A 19,334-nucleotide genomic window follows, 5' to 3' on the forward strand; every position below is an offset into this window, starting at 1 on the left:
GTATCAGCAAGCATCAATGCTGGAGACACCCCGCCTTCGCGAGCAAGCCCGCTCCCACCGTGAAGCCTAGCCGCTCTTAGCCTAACTGAGCGGCCACGTCTTCCGGAATGTCCGCATTGGAATAGACGTTTTGCACGTCATCCAGATCCTCAAGCATATCGATCAGCTTGAGCACCTTCTCGGCGCCCTCCAGGTCCAGTTCGGCGCTGGTGGTCGGCTGCATGACGATTTCCGCGTCATCACCCTTGAAGCCAGCAGCTTCCAGGGCATTGCGCACTGCGTAGAAACTGGTGAACGAGGTGAACACGTCGATCGAGCCGTCTTCGTGGCTGACCACGTCGTCGGCATCGGCTTCAAGTGCCGCTTCTGTCAGTGCGTCTTCGTCGACACCCGGTGCAAAGCTGATCTGGCCCTTGCGTTCGAACAGATACGCCACCGAACCGTCGGTACCGAGGTTGCCGCCACACTTGCTGAACGCGTGGCGCACTGCCGCTGCGGTACGGTTGCGGTTGTCGGTCATGCACTCGACCATCACCGCTACGCCACCCGGGCCGTAACCTTCGTAGGTCAGCTCCTCAACATTGTCGGCCTCGGTCGCGCCGGCGCCACGGGCCACGGCGCGGTCGATGATGTCCCGGCTCATGTTGGCGCCCAGCGCCTTGTCCAGCGCCAGACGCAGACGCGGGTTGGAGCCCGGATCACCGCCGCCCTGACGGGCCGCCACGGTCAGTTCGCGGATCCACTTGGTGAAAATCTTGCCTCTCTTGGCATCCTGGCGTTCTTTGCGGTGCTTGATGTTCGCCCACTTGGAATGACCTGCCATAACTCGCTCCGAATTCTCTTGAACCAATGCCCGCCATGCATTCGCATCGGCCAGCAAAAAAATCTTGTTTTCAATCACTGCAGAAAGAAAAAAGGCGCATCCGAAGATGCGCCTTCAGGCCCGTCTTACTCGGCCTTTGGCGTTTCGCGCAAACGAATGTGCAATTCGCGCAATGCCTTGGCATCCACTACACCCGGCGCCTGCGTCATCACGTCGGCAGCACTCTGGGTTTTCGGGAAGGCGATCACTTCACGGATCGACTGGGCGCCAGTCATCAGCATCACCAGACGGTCCAGACCGAAGGCCAGACCACCGTGCGGCGGCGCACCGTATTTCAGGGCGTCGAGCAGGAAGCCGAACTTCTCTTCCTGTTCCGCTTCGTTGATGCCCAGCAGACGGAATACCGCCTGTTGCATCTCCTTGCGGTGGATACGGATCGAACCGCCACCCAGCTCGGTGCCGTTCAGCACCATGTCGTAGGCACGGGACAGAGCGCCCGCCGGGTTGGCTTCCAGCTCTTCCGGCGAGCACTTCGGCGCGGTGAACGGGTGGTGCAGCGCCGAGAAGCTGCCGTCATCGTTCTCTTCGAACATCGGGAAGTCGACGACCCACATCGGTGCCCACTCGCAGGTCAGCAACTTGAGGTCGTGACCGAGCTTGATACGCAGCGCGCCCAAGGCTTCGCTGACGATCTTGGCCTTGTCGGCGCCGAAGAACACGATATCGCCGTCGACTGCACCGACGCGATCGAGGATCACGTTCAAGTTGGCTTCCGGGATGTTTTTCACGATCGGCGATTGCAGACCATCAACACCGGCAGCACGCTCGTTGACCTTGATGTACGCCAGGCCCTTGGCACCATAGATGCCGACGAACTTGGTGTAGTCGTCGATCTGCTTGCGCGGCATGCTCGCCCCGCCTGGAACGCGCAGTGCGGCGATACGGCATTTCGGATCGTTGGCAGGGCCGCTGAAGACCTTGAAATCCACTTCTTTCAGCTGATCGGCCACGTCGACCAGCTCCAGCGGGTTACGCAGGTCCGGCTTGTCGGAGCCGTAACGGCGCATGGCTTCTTCGAACGTCATGTGCGGGAATTCGCCGAATTCCAGACCCAGCACTTCCTTGAACAGGTTGCGGATCATGCCTTCGGTCAGGCCCATGATGTCTTTTTCGTCGAGGAAGCTGGTTTCGATGTCGATCTGAGTGAACTCAGGCTGACGGTCGGCACGCAGGTCTTCGTCGCGGAAGCACTTGGCGATCTGGTAGTAGCGGTCGAAGCCGGCGACCATCAGCAGTTGCTTGAACAGCTGTGGCGATTGCGGCAACGCGAAGAACGAACCGGCGTGGGTACGGCTCGGCACGAGGTAGTCGCGCGCGCCTTCTGGCGTGGCACGGGTCAGGATCGGTGTTTCGACGTCGAGGAAGCCGTTTTCGTCGAGGTAGCGACGGATGCTGGTGGTCATGCGCGAACGCAGACGCAGCTTCTCGGCCATTTCCGGACGACGCAGGTCCAGGAAGCGATAGCGCAGGCGGGTTTCTTCGCCGACGTCGGAGAACTCGTTCAGCGGGAACGGCGGGGTTTCCGACTCGTTCAGCACTTCCAGCTCGTAGCCCAGCACTTCGATCATGCCCGACGCCATGTTGGCGTTAGTGGCACCGGCCGGACGCAGACGCACCTTGCCGGTGATCTTCACCACGTATTCGCTGCGCACGCGATCGGCGGCGGCGAAGCTCTCGGCGCGATCCGGATCGAACACTACCTGGGCCAGACCGTCACGATCACGGATATCGAGGAAAATCACCCCGCCGTGGTCGCGACGACGGTGAACCCATCCGCAAAGGGTAATTTCCTGGCCTTCCAGGCTTTCGTTCAGTTGGCCGCAATAATGGCTGCGCATCATGGTAGTGGTTCGCTTCTCGTAATTCGAAATTCGGTGGAGATCCCGCTGCACTCAAGCACTGTGCAACTTGTGGAAACTCGCGCGTGTCGTTCGACCTGGGTCTGAACCCTAGTCAGATTTGTCGCCACCGGCCAGGTTCTTCTTCGCGCCGGTCTTGAAATCGGTTTCGTACCAGCCACTGCCGCTGAGGCGAAAGCCCGGCATGGACAGCTGCTTCTTGAGTTCCGGCGCCTGGCAGGCAGGGCAATCGACCAGTGGTGCGTCGCTGATCTTTTGAATGGCTTCCAACTGATGACCACAGGAAGCACATTGGTAATCGTACATCGGCATGGGGTTGTCTCGGCAATCAGATTGCCAGCACGCGCAGGGCTGTGCGGCGAAAGGGCGGGATTATAGCCATTAAATGCGGCCTGTGCAGCCGGAAGACTGCACAGGCCGTCTCGTCAGTGACACCCCCCGTTATTGATCCCGGGAGAATCCCGCAGGCCGTGCACCACACACACCACCCGCACCAGACCGCTGAAGTTTTTCACCCCGCCATGGCGCAGGTGCACTTCACGATCAACGCGGGACAACAGCGTGCCGACCGAACAGCAATTGTCCTCGGCCATCCGGCCCAGAATGTTCCAGTAAACCTGCTCCAGCCGCATGCAGGTCGCGAACCCGTTCAAACGTACCGATCGGGACGACGGCCGGATCAACTCCATGTCGAATCCGCCGAGAAAGGGCTCCACGATTTTCTCTTGCTGCGAACCGCCAGCGATCTCTATTCGCCTGTCTCCACCTTCCATATCGTTGACACTCCTTTGCCATTTCTGCGCTTGTTTTCAAGGCAACATCCTGTGACCTCATTAAAAGCGCAGGCGCAAAGGCAGATCCAGATGACTTTTTGACCATCCGCGTAGGATAAGCCAACGCGATACGGAGGATCATGGAGCGGTGGGGCGTCTTCCTTGCTTCCTACATTCGCGAATGACTTTTCCGGGCAAAAAAGAGAACAGCGCACGAATGAAGTGAGTCCGTGCGCCTTCCGCCGTCAGGCCTCGAGCAGTGCGCGCAACATCCACGCGGTTTTCTCGTGAACCTGCATACGCTGAGTCAGCAGGTCGGCGGTCGGCTCATCGCTGACTTTATCCAGCAGGGGGAATATCCCCCGCGCCGTGCGAGTGACTGCCTCCTGACCCTCGACCAATTGTTTGATCATGTCCTCGGCACTCGGCACCCCCTCCTCCTCTTTAATGGAAGACAGCCGCGCATAGGTCGCGTACGCGCCCGGGGCGGGAAAACCCAGGGCCCTGATACGTTCGGCAATCGAATCCACCGCCAGGGCCAGTTCGTTGTATTGCTCCTCGAACATCAGATGCAGGGTCCGGAACATCGGCCCGGTGACGTTCCAGTGGAAGTTGTGGGTCTTCAGATACAGCACGTAGGTGTCCGACAGAAGGCGCGAGAGCCCTTCGACGATGGATTTGCGGTCTTCTTCACTGATACCGATATCGATTGCCATGTTTACCCCCTAAAGGCGATTGAATTCATCCAACAGGTGCCGCTGCACTGTAGCAAGGCCACCCCCGCCCCGCAGCCCCCGCATGACCCCGATAGACGCGACAAATCGTCCGACGCCTGCCGCTGGCCGGCGTAATTTGAGTACCCGCAGGCTTTGCTGTTAAATAGGCAGTGTGTCGCTACGCCCCGTTTTCCGGGCCTGCGCATAGGCTGATGCCGGGTACGTGTCCAACGCCTCTTTATTGTTCCGAAGCGAACCGTGCGCCTTCAGCTCTTCCTTGTGAGCCGTCATAACGTGAGTCAATAAAAATGTTGAAAATCGTCCACCTGCTAATGGGCGCAGCAGCCTTGCTGCTGTCCTTCATACCTAGCCTGAAGTCCGAAGCGGTACCTTACCTGCAACAACCCGATGCACTTTACCTGGCCTTTTTCGGCCTGCTGAACCTGATCCTTGCGCCAGTCATCCCTTACTGGAACAAAGGTCCGCGCCAGCATCTGCAAAACCTGGTCAGCGCCTTGCTGGTCCTGACCGTCGTCCTGCAAACCCTGACCCTGATCGCGCCGATGCCTGTCATCGCCGGCCAGCCAGCCGTACTGTTCAGCCTGGTGATTGCACTGGTTGCCGTGGTCCTGCACCTGGCCGTCAGCTTTTATAAATCCTCACCGGCCGCCGCTACGCAAAGCTACGACATGAGCAACCGCGATACCGGCACCGTCAAGTGGTTCAACACCTCCAAGGGCTTCGGCTTTATCTCCCGGGATTCCGGCGATGATATTTTCGTGCACTTTCGCGCCATCCGTGGCGAAGGCCACCGCGTTCTGGTCGAAGGCCAGCGCGTGGAGTTCTCGGTGATGAACCGTGACAAGGGCCTGCAGGCCGAAGACGTGATCGCCGCCCTGCCGCGTCGCTGATTCACGCCTCCCGGCAATAAAAAACCGCGAACAGCCTGGCTGTTCGCGGTTTTTTAATGCGCGCTTTTTTCACGGGAGCATGCCCGAACGCCTCTCAATAGTGTGGCGGCGGCGCGTCTTCCTCAAAGGATCCGATCTGGCCGACCATCTCTTCCTGACGCTTGAGTACAGCTGCCATCTGCAATTGCAGACGCTCAACCACCCGCTGCTGCTCCACCAGCACATCGTTCAATGCCTGAATGGTGTCGTCCTGAAACGCCAGGCGGCTTTCCAGCTCGGTAACACGTTGTTCGAGGCTCATGACTCAGCCCTCCAGAAAGGTGAAATCTTCGTCCAGCACCAGACGCAGGCGCTCGCGGATCGCGGCCACTTGCTCGGCACTGTAAGGCTTGGCGGGGTGCTTGCCCCAGACCGGCGCCGGCCAGGCGGCATCGTCCCGTTTACGCACGATGACATGCATATGCAGTTGGCTGACAACATTACCCAGGGTCGCGACATTCATCTTGTCGGCATCGAAGGAGTCCTTGAGCACTTCGGCCAGGGCCGTGGTTTCCTGCCACAAGCGCTGCTGGTCGGCGACATCCAACTGAAACAACTCGCTGATATCGTCGCGGCGTGGCACCAGGATGAACCACGGGTAGTTGGCATCGTTGGACAACAGCAGTCGGCAGAGCGGGAAATCGCCGATGGTCAGGGTGTCCTGTTGAAGTCGTGAATCTAAAGCAAACACTGCGCGCACTCCCGGCGGTTGACCTGTTTTCAGCTTAGCGCCCCACTGCGAAAGCAGCGCGCCAAACGACTGGACGGCAGCATACCTGCGATTGTGGAGTCCTTCACGGCGAATGCGCTACTGCAAGGATTTCCAGCGCCCCGGAATGAGCCATTTGCAGCATGAGCGCACCAGTACGGAACCTGCCAATGAATACGGCGCAAGGACCGGGTCATATCGTGGCGTTTACGGCCCTTCAACCGCTCAACTGTATGAATTCAGTACAGCCATTGAAATTTTTTGCACCAAAACCGCACAGCACGTCTACGCTCAGTGCGTCGGGCATCCGCCGAATACTCACTGACGGGGTGAACCGGTAACGTTTTTGGTTGTCGCGCTGCGACTTTCAGGGAGCAACACCATGCGAAGGATGGCGTCAAGCCTGTTCGAAAGACCCTCGAAGCCCCCGGTTTTATGAGGTTTTTACAGCATCAGACGAGCACCTTGAAAAAAACCGGAACAATTCAGCGGTTTGTGCACGCTTGTTGCATTCATACCCATATGGACTATAAGCGCACCACAAGAAGTGATGCCTTGAGCCCCATAAAAACAGTGGCAGGGTTGCCCGATGGAGATTCAAGCGTTTTGCCAAGGGACTCTTTTTTACCGATGCTCAAGCTCTGTAAAACAGCGCTGAAGTTGTCAGTCCCATTGCATTTGGACTGTAAATTTGCGACATCTACCAAGCCGTTTGCGACACGCTCGTAAAGAAGCTGAAAGGTTGGATTCGCAAGTATCGCCAACATGGTCGGCGTGATATAAGTTTGCGCCGACACAAAAAGAAAGAGCCGCCCAGATAATAAAACAGGTGGGACGGCAGTACTCTTCTAAAACCAAAGGAGCAAATCACGATGCGCGTGATGAAGTGGAGCATGATCGCACTGGCAGTTGCTGCAGCAGCCAGTACTCAAATGGCTACGGCCGCCCCGTTTGTAAGTGACCAGGCTGAAGCGAAAGGCTTCGTTGAAGACGCGAAAGCTGACTTGCTGATTCGCAACTATTACTTCAACCGTGACAACAAAGACGGTGCCCGTGACGTTAAAGACTGGACCCAGGGTATCTGGGGCAACTTCAGCTCCGGTTACACCCAAGGTACTGTTGGCGTCGGCGTTGATGCGTTCGGCTACCTGGCCATCAAACTGGACGGCGGCGCCGGCACCAGCGGCTCCGGCAACATGAGCCGCAGCAACGAATTCAATGCAAACGGTTCCCGCGACCCTGACGACAGCCAAGGCAAAGCCGGCGCTGCCATCAAGTTCCGCGTATCGAAAACCGAGCTGAAAATCGGTGACATGCAGCCTAGCACCGCTCCGGTGTTCGCTGTCGGCGGCTCCCGTATCCTTCCGCAAACTGCCAGCGGTTTCCAACTGCAGAGCAGCGAGATCAAAGACCTTGACCTCGAAGCCGGTCACTTCTACTCGGCAACCAGCCAGGACCGCAACTCCCGTGAAGGCGGTCTGTACGCGACCTACGCCGGCGTTGAAGCCAACACCATCGACTACTTCGGTGGCAAGTACGGCATCACCGAAAACCTGAGCGCATCGCTCTACGGCGCCAAACTGGAAGACATCTGGAACCAGTACTACGCCAACGTGAACCTCACCACTCCGTTCGGTGGTGACACCTCGCTGAACACCGACTTCAACATCTATCGCACCACCGACACCGGTAGCGCGAAAGCCGGTGACATCAGCAACACCGCGTTCTCCCTGGCCACCGCTCTCTCGTTCCTGAAAGCGCACACCATCACCCTGGCCTTCCAGAAGGTCAACGGCGACACTCCGTTCGACTACATCGGCGTGGGCAAGAACAACCGTGGCGGCGACTCGATCTTCCTCGCCAACTCCATCCAGTACTCTGACTTCAACGCCCCGGGCGAGAAGTCTGCCCAGATCCGTTACGACATCAAGATGGCCGAGTACGGCGTTCCAGGTCTGAGCTTCATGACCCGCTACGTTAAAGGCTGGGACATCGACGGCACCCACACTCCAGCAGGCAGCGCCTACGCTGGTCTGTATGGCGAAGATGGCAAACACAACGAAACCAACTTCGAAGCCAAATACGTAGTTCAGTCTGGCCCGGCCAAAGACCTGTCCTTCCGTATTCGTCAAGCCTGGCACTTCGCTAACGCCGACGAAGGCGAAGGCGATACCAAAGAGTTCCGTCTGATCGTCGACTACCCGCTGTCGCTTTTGTAATCGCACCGAGTTAGTTGCAGTAACAAAACAAAAAGGCCCATCTTCGGATGGGCCTTTTTATTGCCTGTCACTTGTAATAGATGCCTGACCGATAAGTCAGGCAATTAATTAGCAACCTATCATTACACTGCCGATTCCTGAACCACACGAATCACTCGTTGTGGAAAAGGAATATCAATGCCTGCAGTCTTTAAACGATCACGCGACTGTTCGTTAAACATGAACATCACATCCCAGTAATCCGCAGTTTTAACCCATACCCGCAGGGAAACAGTGATCGAACTGTCACCCAGTGTCGAAATAACGGCCTGAGGTGCCGGATCCTGCAGAACGCGCTCATCCTTGGCCAGATCCAGCAGCACCTGACGGGCCTTTTGCAGATCGGCTTCGTAATCCACACCTACATCAAACACAACCTTGCGCGTTGGCTGACGGTTGGTGTTGGTGATGATGCCGTTCGACAGGTTGCCGTTCGGGACAATGATGGTCTTGTTGTCGCCAGTGCGCAGCACGGTGTGGAAAATCTGAATGCTGTCGACGGTACCCGCCACACCCTGAGCTTCGATCCAGTCACCGATGCGGAACGGACGGAACAGCAGAATCAGCACGCCGCCGGCGAAGTTCGCCAGGCTGCCCTGCAACGCCAGACCGATGGCCAGGCCGGCCGCACCGATTGCCGCGACGAACGAGGTAGTCTCGACGCCGATCATCGACGCCACGCTGACGATCAGCAGCACCTTGAGAATGATGTTGGCCAGGCTGCTGATGAAACCTTGCAGCGCCAGGTCGGCATTGCGCAGGGCCAGCAGGCCGCCGAGCTTTTGCGTGACCTTGTTGATCAGCCACCAGCCGATGGCCAGGGTAATCACCGCCAGCAACACACGGCTGCCGTATTCCATGATCATCGGAATCCACGCCTGGGACGCCTTGACCAGGTTGTCCACCTCAGCATTCAAATCCATCTTTTATCTCCTGATTGCCGGCTTCCCGGGCTGTAAAAAACCAGCGGCAGAAAGACCGAACCGAACAGGGCTCAATCGTTTCTGCCGTCGCTTGGGCCTCGGACGCATTAAACGCCGAGAGGTTCCCGACCGAAAAGCTTAGTCGCGGAAGTTGTTGAACTGCAGTGGCATGCCAAATTCCTTGGCACGCAGGGCCGCGATGGCTTCCTGCAGGTCGTCACGCTTCTTGCCGGTCACACGTACCTGCTCGCCCTGAATGGCGGCCTGCACCTTGAGCTTGGCTTCCTTGATGTGGCCGACGATTTTCTTCGCCAGTTCCTTGTCGATGCCTTCCTTGAGGACGGCGTCCTGCTTCATCAGCTTGCCCGAGGCGAAGGAGTCTTTGACTTCGAGGCACTGCACGTCGATCTTGCGCTTGACCAGGGCCAGCTTGAGGATCTCGATCATCGCTTCCAGCTGGAAATCGGCTTCAGCGGTCAGGTGGACGGTCAGGTCCTTTTCCTTGTATTCGAAGCTGCCCTTGCCTTTCAGGTCATAACGACGATCGAGTTCCTTCACGGCGTTCTCGACCGCGTTGGTGAGTTCGTGTTTGTCCAGTTCGGATACCACGTCGAACGACGGCATGTAAGTTCTCCAATAAAAAGGCGCGCTCGTACGGGACGCGGCGCGCTTGGCTTGCGGTTAAAATCGGGCTCATTATAACGGGTCTTTTCCCACCGACACGGCGAGCCTTGCATGCCAGTACCTTACCGAGTGAAAAACTGATGTCCACCCCCTGGCACGTCCTCGGCGCCGGAAGTCTCGGCACGCTCTGGGCCACACGCCTGGCCCGGGCCGGCCTGCCGGTTCGGTTGATCCTGCGCGACATTGACCGCTTGCACGACTATGCGACGGCGGGCGGCCTGACCCTCGTCGAGCAAGGCGTGGCCAGCAGCTACGCCATCCCTGGCGAAACCCCGGACAGCCCCGAACCGATCCGCCGCCTGCTGGTGGCCTGCAAGGCCTACGACGCCGATACGGCCGTAGCCGGGCTTGCCCATCGCCTGGCACCGGACGCCGAACTGATTCTTTTGCAGAACGGCCTCGGCAGTCAGGAAGCAGTCGCCGCGCGAGTCCCGCAGGCCCGCTGCATCAGCGCCTCCAGCACCGAAGGCGCTTTTCGCGATGGCGACTGGCGCGTGGTATTCGCCGGCCATGGTTACACCTGGCTCGGCGACGCCGCTCATCCCGTGGCGCCATTCTGGCTGGACGATCTTGAGGCGGCAAAAATCCCCCATGAGTGGAGCGCCGACATCCTCACCCGCCTGTGGCGCAAACTGGCGCTCAACTGTGCGATCAATCCGCTGACGGTGTTGCACGATTGCCGCAATGGCGGCTTGCAGCAACATCACTGCGAAGTCGCCACGCTGTGCGGCGAACTGACCGAACTGCTCGAAAACAGCGGGCAACCGGCCGCGGCGGACAACCTGCAACAGGAAGTCGAACGGGTGATCCAAGCCACCGCGGCGAATTTCTCGTCCATGTACCAGGACGTGGCCAGTAAACGCCGCACCGAGATCAGTTATCTGCTCGGCCACGCCTGCAAGGTTGCAGAGCGTCATCAGTTGAACCTGCCTCATCTCAAGCAATTGCAGGAGCGCCTGAGCGCTCATCTGCACAGTCTCGGATTGCCCGTCGACTGAGCAGCGGCTACGCTGGCCACTTGTTCCTTTGCTGCGATAAACCTGATGCCATTGCGCCAGCGTCTTGAAAACCTGCCGGTCGGCCAGAAATTGTTGGCCGCCCTGCTGGTGCTGTTGACCACTGTGTTGCTGGTCGCCAACCTGACCTTTATCAGCGCCGCCTATTACATCTCCCAGGAAAGTATGGCCCCCCAGGCGTTGCAGACCATCGGCCGGCTGGTGTCGAACCCGAGCCTGGTGGCCGACGCCTTGCAGTCGCCACAAAGCGCCGAGCGTTTGCTCAAGGAGCTCGACAGCTATTCCCCGCTGCGTGCCGCCGCGCTGTATGACGGCAAGGGCGAACGCTTGGCGCAGTTGCAGCACGGCGACAAACTCAACCTGCCGGAACGCTACCGGCACATCGAAGCCTGGCAACTGACCGAGTTCCGCAGCAACCAGTTGATCACCCTGCCCCGCCCCGGCACCGCACCGGGCCACCTGTTGCTGGTGGCCAGCAGTGAACTGCCGGTGGCGTTCTACACCGGCACGCTCACCGCCAGTCTGGGGATTCTGATTTTCAGTGTGCTGCTGTGGCTGGTCATCGCCCGGCAGATCAAGCGCCTGATCACCCGGCCGATCCATCAGCTCGAAGAACTGTCCCGCCAGGTCACCCGCGAAGAGAACTACGCCCTGCGCGCCTCCCGGGGCAACCATGACGAAATCGGCAGTCTGGCCGAAGCGTTCAACACCATGCTCTCGCGCATCGAGGCCCGGGAGCAGCAACTCAAGCGCGCCCGCGATGACTCGCAAGCCGCCTACGATCAGGCCCAGGGTCTGGCTGAAGAAACCCGCCACACCAACCGCAAGCTGGAACTGGAAGTCCAGGTGCGCAGCAAGATCGAAAAAAAACTCACCGGGTTCCAGAACTACCTCAACAGCATCATCGACTCCATGCCCTCGGCGCTGATCGCCCTCGACGAACAGCTCTACGTCACCCAATGGAACCAGGAGGCCAGCGCCCTTTCCGGTACCCGGCTGGACGAAGCGCTCAACCAGCCGATCTTCCTCGCGTTCGAGCCGCTCAAGCCGTTCCTGCCGCAACTCAAGCAGACCGTCGAACAGCACACGGTGGCGAAAATCGAGCGGGTGACATGGTTCAAGGACGACGAGCCCAAGCACTACGCCCTGACCTTCTATCCGTTGATGGGCGGTGCCGGACGCGGCGTGGTGATCCGCATCGACGACATCACCCAGCGTCTGTCGCTGGAAGAAATGATGGTGCAGTCGGAGAAAATGCTGTCGGTCGGTGGCCTCGCCGCCGGCATGGCCCACGAAATCAACAATCCGCTGGGGGCGATCCTGCACAACGTGCAGAACATTCGCCGACGTCTGTCGCCAGACCTGCCGAAGAACCTCGAGCAGGCCGAGCAACTGGGCATCGAACTCGATACCGTGAACCGCTACCTGCAAGGCCGGGAAGTCCCGCAACTGCTCGACGGCATCCAGCAGGCCGGTGCGCGGGCGGCGAAAATCGTCACCCACATGCTCAGTTTCAGTCGCCGCAGCAACCGCCAGATGGCGCCGTGCGACCTGCCGGCGCTGATCGATCAAGCCGTGGAGATCGCCGGCAACGACTTTGACCTGGCCATCGGCTTCGACTTCAAGGGTCAGGCTATCATTCGCCAGTTCGACCCGGCGCTGGGCCCGGTGCCCGGCACTGCCAACGAACTCGAACAGGTGCTGCTGAACCTGCTGAAAAACGCCGCGCAGGCGATCCACCAGCGCGAAGATGACAGCGAGCCAGGGCGAATCACCCTGCGCACCCGTCTCAATCCACCATGGGCCGAGATTCAGGTCGAGGACAACGGCATCGGCATGAGCGAGAACGTGCGCAAGCGCACCTTCGAACCGTTCTTCACCACCAAGGAAATCGGCCAGGGCACGGGGCTCGGGCTGTCGGTGTCGTACTTCATCATCACCAACAACCACAAAGGGCAGATGGAAGTGCAGTCGGCGCCAGGGCAAGGCACCTGCTTCACCCTGCGCCTGCCACTGGCGCAACCGGCGCCCATCGCCGCCGAAACCAATCTACTACCGAGGTAAACCATGGGCTTTCGCTTGTCGAAGATCTACACCCGCACTGGCGACAAGGGCGAAACCGGACTCGGCGACGGCCGCCGGGTACCCAAGGATCATCCGCGCATCGAGGCCATTGGCGAGGTCGATACGCTGAACAGTCAGGTCGGCGTGCTGCTGGCCGGATTGATCGCCGAGCGCGAAACCTGCCCCGGTCTGAATGAACTGATCGACGTGTTGGCGCCCTGCCAGCACCGGTTGTTCGACCTTGGCGGTGAACTGGCGATGCCGGAGTATCAGGCATTGAACACAGCAGAAATCGAACGGCTGGAAGCCGCCATCGATGTCTGGAATGAAGAATTGGGGCCGCTGGAGAATTTCATTCTGCCGGGCGGTTCGATGCTGATTGCCCAGGCCCATGTCTGTCGCAGCCTGGCGCGCAGTGCCGAGCGGCGTTGCCAGCATTTGAATGCGATCGAACCGTTGGCCGGGGTTGGCCTGGCGTATATCAATCGCTTGTCGGATCTGTTGTTTGTGGCGGCGAGGTTGATTGCGCGGCGCCAGGGTATCGTCGAGATTCTGTGGCAACCGGCGGCGAAACCTTCAGAGGTGTAGCGCCGATCAGGACGCCTTCGTCGGAACGCCGCCCGGAGCAAGCCCGCTCCCACAGTTGATCGAGTTCCTCCTGCGGCAATGCAATCAACCGTGGGAGCGGGCTTGCTCGCGAAGGGACATCAGCCTCAATAAAGAATCAGGCCTCAGGCCAGAACGCTCGAATCCCCGCCACACCCTGAGCCCCGGCATTCCACGCTTGTTCACGCTCCGCCGGTCCGACTCCGCCCAGCAGAAACACCGGCTTGCTGAAACCTTCGATCAGCGTCGACGCCTGCTCCCAGCCCAACGGCTGCGCATCCGGGTGAGTCAGGGTCGGTTGCACCGGCGACAGGGTCACGAAATCCACACCCATCTGCTCGGCCAGTGCCAGTTCTTCAGCGTTGTGGCAGGACGCCGCCAGCCAGCGCTCCGCCGGCAGCGGACGCCCCGCAGCCGCATACTTGCGCAACTGTGCCGAGGTGATGTGCCAGCCGGCGGCCGGGAAATCGCCCAGCCACTCGAACGGGCCCTTGATCATCAACTGCGCCTTGCCGGCGCACAGGCCGACCGCATCCACCGCCAGATCGCGGTACTTCGGGTCATAACCATTGGGCGCACGCAGCTGGATCAGCTTGATACCGCCGGCAATCGCCTTCTGGATACCGCGCAGCAAGGCCGGGGTTTCCAGGTCTTCCGGGGTGATCAGGTATTCAGCGGGCAGACGCGCCGCCGCGACGATCGGCTGGTTGGCCGCCGGGAATTCGTAATCCGTCAGCGCTCTGGCAGAAACCCAGGCCAAAGGCTGGCCTTCGGCGCCATGAGGTTCGCCGGTGAAGCTCGACACTTCCCAGACATCCAGCAACACCTGCTTGTCCGGATAATCGTGGCGCACTTTGATCAGCGGCCGGGCAGCGCCGACAACGATGCCCAACTCTTCGTGCAGCTCGCGGGCCAGGGCGGTCTGCACCGACTCGTCGGCTTCGACCTTGCCACCGGGAAATTCCCAGAGGCCGCCCTGATGCTGGGTATCGGCACGGCGGGCGATCAGAATTTTGCCGCTGCCATCACGAATGACGGCGGCGGCGACGTGTACGCGTTTCACGACTGCAATTCCTCCAGTCCGGCCTTTTGCCAGGCCTTGAAGGCTGGCCATTGGTAGACGGTTTCAACATAGGCTTGATCATCAGCCGGCAGCTTCACCTGATAGGTGCGCAGACGCACGGCAATCGGGGCGAAGAACGCATCGGCCAGCGACACCCGACCAAACAGGTAAGGCCCCGGTTCGGTCGCGACAGCACGGCATTCGGCCCACAGCGCGAGCATGCGCTCGACATCGACCTTCACTTCCGGCGGCACCGGATTGAGCGGCGCGTCGTGGCTCAGATTGAACGGCATGTGGTTGCGCATGGCGAAAAAGCCGCTGTGCATCTGCGCGCAGGCGGATCGCGCCTGGGCTCGGGCGAAGATATCGGTCGGCCAGAGTTGCTCGGAAGGAAACTGTTCGGCCAGGTATTCGGCAATCGCCAGCGAATCGGCAATGGTGCCGCGGGCGGTTTTCAGCAGCGGCACCTTGGCGGTCGGCGAATGGGTAAGCAACCGCTCGCGGGTGTCGGGCTTGCCGAGTTTGACCAGTTCTTCGGTGTAGGGCGCGCCGGTCAGTTCAAGCGCCAGTGCCGCGCGCAGGGACCAGGAGGAAAGCAGTTTGTCGCCGATGATCAGGTGAAGGCTCATGTTCGGGTCCTTTCATGGGACAGAAGAAAAGGAGGTCCGCAGACCTCCTTCTTCGGCAGGGATCAGGTGCGGTATTCGGCGTTGATCTTCACGTACTCGTGGGACAGGTCGGTGGTCCAGATGGTTTCGCTGCAATCGCCGCGACCCAGTTCGATACGGATGGTGATTTCTTCCTGTTGCATCACCGCCGAGCCCTGGGCTTCGGTGTAAGTCGCGGCGCGGGCGCCACGGCTGGCGATGCACACCTCGCCAAGGAATACGTCGATCTTGCTTACGTCCAGGTCCGGCACGCCGGCCCGACCAACGGCAGCGAGGATTCGGCCCCAGTTCGGGTCGGACGCAAACAGTGCCGTCTTGATCAGCGGCGAGTGGGCCACGGTGTAGCCGACGTCCAGGCATTCCTGGTGATTGCCGCCGCCGTTGACTTCAACGGTCACGAACTTGGTCGCGCCTTCGCCGTCACGCACGATGGCCTGGGCCACGTCCATGCACACCTCGAACACGGCTTGTTTCAGCTTGGTGAACAGCTCGCCTTCGGCACGGGTGATTTCCGGCAGCGCAGCCTTGCCGGTGGCGATCAGCATGCAGCAATCGTTGGTCGAGGTGTCGCCGTCGATGGTGATGCGGTTGAACGACTTGTTGGCGCCGTCCAGGATCAGGTTGTGCAGCACGTCGCGAGAGACTTTGGCGTCAGTGGCGATGTAACCGAGCATGGTCGCCATGTTCGGACGGATCATGCCCGCGCCCTTGCTGATGCCGGTGACGGTGATGGTCACGCCGTCATGCTGGAACTGGCGGCTGGCGCCTTTTGGCAGCGTGTCGGTGGTCATGATGCCGGTGGCGGCGGCTTCCCAGTTGTTTTCCGACAGGTCGTCCAGCGCGGCCTGCAGGGCGCCTTCGATCTTCTCGACCGGCAGCGGCTCGCCGATCACGCCAGTGGAATACGGCAGGATCTGGCTGGCATCCACGCCGGTCAGTTCAGCCAGTTTGGCGGTGGTGCGCTCGGCAGCAGCCAGGCCCGGTTCGCCGGTGCCGGCGTTGGCATTGCCGGTGTTGGTCAACAGGTAGCGCACAGCGTTCTGCACGCGTTTCTTGGCCAGGATCACCGGCGCTGCACAGAAAGCGTTCAACGTAAACACGCCCGCCACGGTGGAACCTTCGGCGCAACGCATCACGACGACATCCTTGCGCCCCGGGCGCTTGATGCCGGCCGAAGCGATACCGAGTTCAAAACCGGCAACCGGGTGCAACGTTGGCAAAGGACCAAGACCAACAGCCATGAATGCGCTCCTTACTCAATGATGTCAGCACCGCCAAGCGTAGTGACGGTGGTGTAAATGGCAAAACGCCGCGACGGCTGGTGCCGGTCGCGGCGCGGGTATTTCAGCGATTGAAACGGGTTTTACTGGATCTGCCCGTGGCAATGCTTGAATTTCTTGCCCGAACCGCAGTAGCACAGTTCGTTGCGGCCCAGCTTCTGCTCGTTGCGCACCGGGGCGGTGGCGAGGGCCACATCGACCTCTTCACCGACCAGTGCTTCCGGTTGATCCAGACCTGGCGCTTCAGCGTGTTCGAACTGCATGCGGGCGGCCAGTGCTTCGGCTTCCTGACGCAGGCGTTGCTCTTCCTCGGCCGGATCTTCGCGGCGAACCTGAACGTGCGACAACACACGGATCGAGTCGCGCTTGATCGAATCCAGCAGCTCGGAGAACAGCGTGAAGGACTCGCGCTTGTATTCCTGTTTCGGGTTTTTCTGCGCATAACCACGCAGGTGGATACCGTGACGCAGGTGATCCATGGTCGACAGGTGGTCTTTCCACAGGTCGTCCAGAACGCGCAGCACGATCTGCTTCTCGAACGAGCGCAGGGCTTCAGCGCCAGCCTGGTCTTCTTTTTCGTTGTACGCGGCGATCAGCTCGTTCATCAGCTTTTCGCGCAGGGTTTCTTCGTACAGGTGATCGTCTTCGTCGAGCCATTGCTGGATCGGCAGTTTCACGCCGAAGTCGCTGGCGATCGACGCTTCCAGACCGGCCACGTCCCACTGCTCTGGCAGCGATTGCGGCGGAATGTGCGCGCTGACGGTGGCGTTCAGAACGTCCTGGCGGAAGTCAGCGATGGTTTCGCCGATGTTGTCCGCAGCCAGCAACGTGTTACGCATGTGATAGATCACTTTACGCTGTTCGTTGTTGACGTCGTCGAACTCGAGCAGTTGCTTGCGAATGTCGAAGTTGCGGCCTTCAACCTTGCGCTGTGCCTTCTCGATGGCGTTGGTCACCATGCGGTGTTCGATCGCTTCGCCAGGCTGCATGCCCAGGGCTTTCATGAAGTTCTTCACCCGGTCGGAGGCGAAGATACGCATCAGGCTGTCTTCCAGCGACAGGTAGAAGCGGCTGGAACCGGCGTCACCCTGACGGCCGGCACGGCCACGCAGCTGGTTGTCGATACGACGGGATTCGTGACGCTCGGACGCGATTACCTGCAGACCGCCGGACTCCAGCACTTGCTGGTGACGCTTCTGCCAGTCGGCCTTGATCTGGGCGATCTGCTCAGGGGTCGGGTTTTCCAGCGACGCGACTTCAACTTCCCAGTTGCCGCCCAACAGGATGTCGGTACCACGACCGGCCATGTTGGTAGCGATGGTCAGTGCGCCCGGACGACCGGCCTGCGCGATGATTTCAGCTTCTTTTTCGTGGAACTTGGCGTTCAGAACCTTGTGTTCGATGCCTTCCTTCTCGAGCAATGCGGACATGTGCTCGGAGGTTTCGATGGTCGCAGTACCCACCAGCACCGGACGGCCGGCGGCCATGCTTTCCTTGATGTCATTGACGATCGCCGCGTATTTCTCTTCGGCGGTCAGGAACACCAGGTCGTTGTAATCCTTACGGGCCAACGGCTTGTTGGTCGGGATCACGATGACCTGCAGGCCATAGATCTGATGGAATTCGAACGCTTCGGTGTCGGCGGTACCGGTCATGCCGGACAGCTTTTCGTAGAGGCGGAAGTAGTTCTGGAACGTGGTCGATGCCAGGGTCTGGCTCTCGGCCTGGATGTTCAGGCCTTCCTTGGCTTCGATAGCCTGGTGCAGACCTTCTGACAAACGACGGCCGGGCATGGTACGGCCGGTGTGTTCGTCGACCAGTACGACCTGACCGTCCTGCACGATGTATTCGACGTTGCGATGGAACAGCTTGTGCGCACGCAGACCGGCATAAACGTGAGTCAGCAGGCTCAGGTTATGCGCCGAGTACAGGCTCTCGCCTTCGGCCAGCAGACCGATGCTGGTCAGTTGGTCTTCGATGAACTGGTGACCGGCTTCGTTGAGTTCGACCTGACGGGTCTTCTCGTCGACGGTGTAATGGCCTTCCTGGGTGACTTCGCCTTCGACTTCTTCGACGTGCAGCTTGAGTTTCGGGATCAGCTTGTTGATCTCGATATACAGCTTGGAGCTGTCCTCGGCCTGACCGGAAATGATCAGCGGGGTACGCGCTTCGTCGATGAGGATGGAGTCGACTTCGTCGATCACGGCAAAGTTGAGTTCGCGCTGGAATTTCTCTTCCATGCTGAACGCCATGTTGTCGCGCAGGTAGTCGAACCCGAATTCGTTGTTGGTACCGTAGGTGATGTCGGCAGCGTAGGCGGCGCGCTTCTCTTCCGGCGGCTGGAACGGCGTCACGATACCGACGCTCAGACCGAGGAATTCATACAGCGGACGCATCCAGTTGGCGTCGCGGCGGGCCAGGTAATCGTTCACGGTCACAACGTGCACGCCCTTGCCGGACAGCGCGTTGAGGTAAACGCCCAGGGTACCCACCAGGGTCTTGCCTTCACCGGTGCGCATTTCGGCAATCTTGCCTTCGTGCAGGGTCATGCCGCCGATCAGCTGGACGTCGAAGTGGCGCATGCCCATGACACGCTTGCCGGCTTCGCGGGCGACCGCAAAGGCTTCCGGCAACAGCTTGTCGAGGGTCTCCCCCTTGGCAATGCGGTCCTTGAACTCTGCGGTCTTGGCGCGCAGTTGATCGTCCGAGAGGGCGACCATCTTCTCTTCGAAGGCATTGACGAGCTGCACCGTCTTGAGCATGCGTTTGACTTCACGCTCGTTCTTGCTTCCAAAAAGTTTCTTTAACAAAGGCGCAAACATATCGGCAGGATCTTCCACACTAAAGGGATGGAGGGCGGCCCCGTGAGTCGCCCGTGCAGC

Annotated in this window: 18 protein-coding genes; 5 read left to right on the forward strand and 13 right to left on the reverse strand. The window is 59.9% G+C overall.

The annotated features are described in order from the left end of the window. Positions 1-76: 76 nt before the first annotated feature. The 5 genes from K3819_RS22745 to K3819_RS22765 all read right to left on the reverse strand — a co-directional run bounded on the left by K3819_RS22745 (position 77) and on the right by K3819_RS22765 (position 4,231). On the reverse strand, positions 77-823 hold the full coding sequence (locus K3819_RS22745) for a YebC/PmpR family DNA-binding transcriptional regulator (RefSeq protein WP_003227527.1): 747 nt from the start codon (positions 821-823) through the stop codon (positions 77-79). 125 nt (positions 824-948) lie between these two features. Next, positions 949-2,724, reverse strand: coding sequence for an aspartate--tRNA ligase (gene aspS / locus K3819_RS22750; RefSeq protein ID WP_064599001.1), 1,776 nt, complete (start codon positions 2,722-2,724; stop codon positions 949-951). Positions 2,725-2,832: 108 nt separating this feature from the next. Beyond that, on the reverse strand, positions 2,833-3,054 hold the full coding sequence (locus K3819_RS22755) for an FmdB family zinc ribbon protein (RefSeq protein ID WP_007951210.1): 222 nt from the start codon (positions 3,052-3,054) through the stop codon (positions 2,833-2,835). Positions 3,055-3,167: 113 nt separating this feature from the next. Further along, positions 3,168-3,515, reverse strand: a complete 348-nt coding sequence (locus K3819_RS22760; protein ID WP_085610809.1) for a ribbon-helix-helix domain-containing protein — start codon at positions 3,513-3,515, stop codon at positions 3,168-3,170. 245 nt (positions 3,516-3,760) lie between these two features. After that, entirely contained in the window at positions 3,761-4,231 is a 471-nt protein-coding gene (locus K3819_RS22765) for a Dps family protein (protein ID WP_007951212.1), read from the reverse strand. A gap of 308 nt (positions 4,232-4,539) precedes the next feature. Between K3819_RS22765 and K3819_RS29595 the strand changes: the two genes are divergently transcribed. Further along, on the forward strand, positions 4,540-5,142 hold the full coding sequence (locus K3819_RS29595; protein ID WP_011335647.1) for a cold-shock protein: 603 nt from the start codon (positions 4,540-4,542) through the stop codon (positions 5,140-5,142). A 94-nt stretch (positions 5,143-5,236) separates the two neighbouring features. Here the strand turns inward: K3819_RS29595 and K3819_RS22775 are convergent, their stop codons facing one another. Beyond that, positions 5,237-5,443, reverse strand: a complete 207-nt coding sequence (locus K3819_RS22775) for a SlyX family protein (RefSeq protein WP_039766003.1) — start codon at positions 5,441-5,443, stop codon at positions 5,237-5,239. A gap of 3 nt (positions 5,444-5,446) precedes the next feature. Next, positions 5,447-5,872 (reverse strand): HIT domain-containing protein, encoded by a 426-nt coding sequence (locus K3819_RS22780; protein WP_041475414.1) that lies wholly within the window; start codon positions 5,870-5,872, stop codon positions 5,447-5,449. An 890-nt stretch (positions 5,873-6,762) separates the two neighbouring features. On the opposite strand from K3819_RS22780, the gene K3819_RS22785 reads away from it, so the two are divergent. Then, positions 6,763-8,109 carry an OprD family porin gene (locus K3819_RS22785; protein ID WP_085606620.1) on the forward strand — a complete coding sequence of 449 codons (1,347 nt, stop codon included), beginning with the start codon at positions 6,763-6,765 and terminating at the stop codon, positions 8,107-8,109. A 122-nt stretch (positions 8,110-8,231) separates the two neighbouring features. Here the strand turns inward: K3819_RS22785 and K3819_RS22790 are convergent, their stop codons facing one another. Next, a complete protein-coding gene (locus K3819_RS22790) occupies positions 8,232-9,071 on the reverse strand; it encodes a mechanosensitive ion channel family protein (protein WP_064599011.1) in 840 nt (279 codons plus the stop codon). A 138-nt stretch (positions 9,072-9,209) separates the two neighbouring features. Continuing rightward, entirely contained in the window at positions 9,210-9,695 is a 486-nt protein-coding gene (locus tag K3819_RS22795; protein WP_011335651.1) for a YajQ family cyclic di-GMP-binding protein, read from the reverse strand. 140 nt (positions 9,696-9,835) lie between these two features. Between K3819_RS22795 and K3819_RS22800 the strand changes: the two genes are divergently transcribed. From K3819_RS22800 to K3819_RS22810, 3 genes are read left to right on the forward strand one after another with little or no spacing between them, the layout of a single operon-like run. Beyond that, on the forward strand, positions 9,836-10,753 hold the full coding sequence (locus tag K3819_RS22800; protein ID WP_221397996.1) for a putative 2-dehydropantoate 2-reductase: 918 nt from the start codon (positions 9,836-9,838) through the stop codon (positions 10,751-10,753). 45 nt (positions 10,754-10,798) lie between these two features. Continuing rightward, on the forward strand, positions 10,799-12,835 hold the full coding sequence (locus K3819_RS22805; RefSeq protein ID WP_085610811.1) for a HAMP domain-containing sensor histidine kinase: 2,037 nt from the start codon (positions 10,799-10,801) through the stop codon (positions 12,833-12,835). Positions 12,836-12,838: 3 nt separating this feature from the next. Next, complete coding sequence (locus K3819_RS22810; protein ID WP_221397997.1) at positions 12,839-13,423, forward strand: cob(I)yrinic acid a,c-diamide adenosyltransferase; 585 nt, start codon at positions 12,839-12,841, stop codon at positions 13,421-13,423. 136 nt (positions 13,424-13,559) lie between these two features. Here the strand turns inward: K3819_RS22810 and K3819_RS22815 are convergent, their stop codons facing one another. From K3819_RS22815 to secA, 4 genes are all read right to left on the reverse strand, one after another. After that, the gene (locus K3819_RS22815; RefSeq protein ID WP_085610813.1) at positions 13,560-14,504 is read right to left on the reverse strand and encodes a Nudix family hydrolase; all 945 of its coding nucleotides are present in this window, start codon (positions 14,502-14,504) and stop codon (positions 13,560-13,562) included. Beyond that, entirely contained in the window at positions 14,501-15,133 is a 633-nt protein-coding gene (locus K3819_RS22820) for a glutathione S-transferase family protein (RefSeq protein WP_221397998.1), read from the reverse strand. Before K3819_RS22820 ends, K3819_RS22815 begins: the two co-directional genes overlap by 4 nt. A 62-nt stretch (positions 15,134-15,195) precedes the next feature. Beyond that, positions 15,196-16,413, reverse strand: coding sequence for a bifunctional glutamate N-acetyltransferase/amino-acid acetyltransferase ArgJ (gene argJ / locus K3819_RS22825; RefSeq protein ID WP_039765981.1), 1,218 nt, complete (start codon positions 16,411-16,413; stop codon positions 15,196-15,198). A gap of 122 nt (positions 16,414-16,535) precedes the next feature. Beyond that, a complete protein-coding gene (secA, locus tag K3819_RS22830) occupies positions 16,536-19,274 on the reverse strand; it encodes a preprotein translocase subunit SecA (protein WP_221397999.1) in 2,739 nt (912 codons plus the stop codon). Between the last annotated feature and the right edge of the window lie 60 nt (positions 19,275-19,334).

The organism is Pseudomonas sp. 3-2, from assembly GCF_019710535.1.
Classification (GTDB): Bacteria; Pseudomonadota; Gammaproteobacteria; order Pseudomonadales; family Pseudomonadaceae; genus Aquipseudomonas; species Aquipseudomonas pharyngis.

Coding starts and splice junctions, on each gene's coding strand:
- K3819_RS22745 (WP_003227527.1), bottom strand. CDS start 823: ATGGCAGGTCATTCCAAGTGGGCGAACATCAAGCACCGCAAAGAACGC.
- aspS (WP_064599001.1), bottom strand. CDS start 2,724: ATGATGCGCAGCCATTATTGCGGCCAACTGAACGAAAGCCTGGAAGGC.
- K3819_RS22755 (WP_007951210.1), bottom strand. CDS start 3,054: ATGCCGATGTACGATTACCAATGTGCTTCCTGTGGTCATCAGTTGGAA.
- K3819_RS22760 (WP_085610809.1), bottom strand. CDS start 3,515: ATGGAAGGTGGAGACAGGCGAATAGAGATCGCTGGCGGTTCGCAGCAA.
- K3819_RS22765 (WP_007951212.1), bottom strand. CDS start 4,231: ATGGCAATCGATATCGGTATCAGTGAAGAAGACCGCAAATCCATCGTC.
- K3819_RS29595 (WP_011335647.1), top strand. CDS start 4,540: ATGTTGAAAATCGTCCACCTGCTAATGGGCGCAGCAGCCTTGCTGCTG.
- K3819_RS22775 (WP_039766003.1), bottom strand. CDS start 5,443: ATGAGCCTCGAACAACGTGTTACCGAGCTGGAAAGCCGCCTGGCGTTT.
- K3819_RS22785 (WP_085606620.1), top strand. CDS start 6,763: ATGCGCGTGATGAAGTGGAGCATGATCGCACTGGCAGTTGCTGCAGCA.
- K3819_RS22790 (WP_064599011.1), bottom strand. CDS start 9,071: ATGGATTTGAATGCTGAGGTGGACAACCTGGTCAAGGCGTCCCAGGCG.
- K3819_RS22795 (WP_011335651.1), bottom strand. CDS start 9,695: ATGCCGTCGTTCGACGTGGTATCCGAACTGGACAAACACGAACTCACC.
- K3819_RS22800 (WP_221397996.1), top strand. CDS start 9,836: ATGTCCACCCCCTGGCACGTCCTCGGCGCCGGAAGTCTCGGCACGCTC.
- K3819_RS22805 (WP_085610811.1), top strand. CDS start 10,799: ATGCCATTGCGCCAGCGTCTTGAAAACCTGCCGGTCGGCCAGAAATTG.
- K3819_RS22810 (WP_221397997.1), top strand. CDS start 12,839: ATGGGCTTTCGCTTGTCGAAGATCTACACCCGCACTGGCGACAAGGGC.
- K3819_RS22820 (WP_221397998.1), bottom strand. CDS start 15,133: ATGAGCCTTCACCTGATCATCGGCGACAAACTGCTTTCCTCCTGGTCC.
- argJ (WP_039765981.1), bottom strand. CDS start 16,413: ATGGCTGTTGGTCTTGGTCCTTTGCCAACGTTGCACCCGGTTGCCGGT.
- secA (WP_221397999.1), bottom strand. CDS start 19,274: ATGTTTGCGCCTTTGTTAAAGAAACTTTTTGGAAGCAAGAACGAGCGT.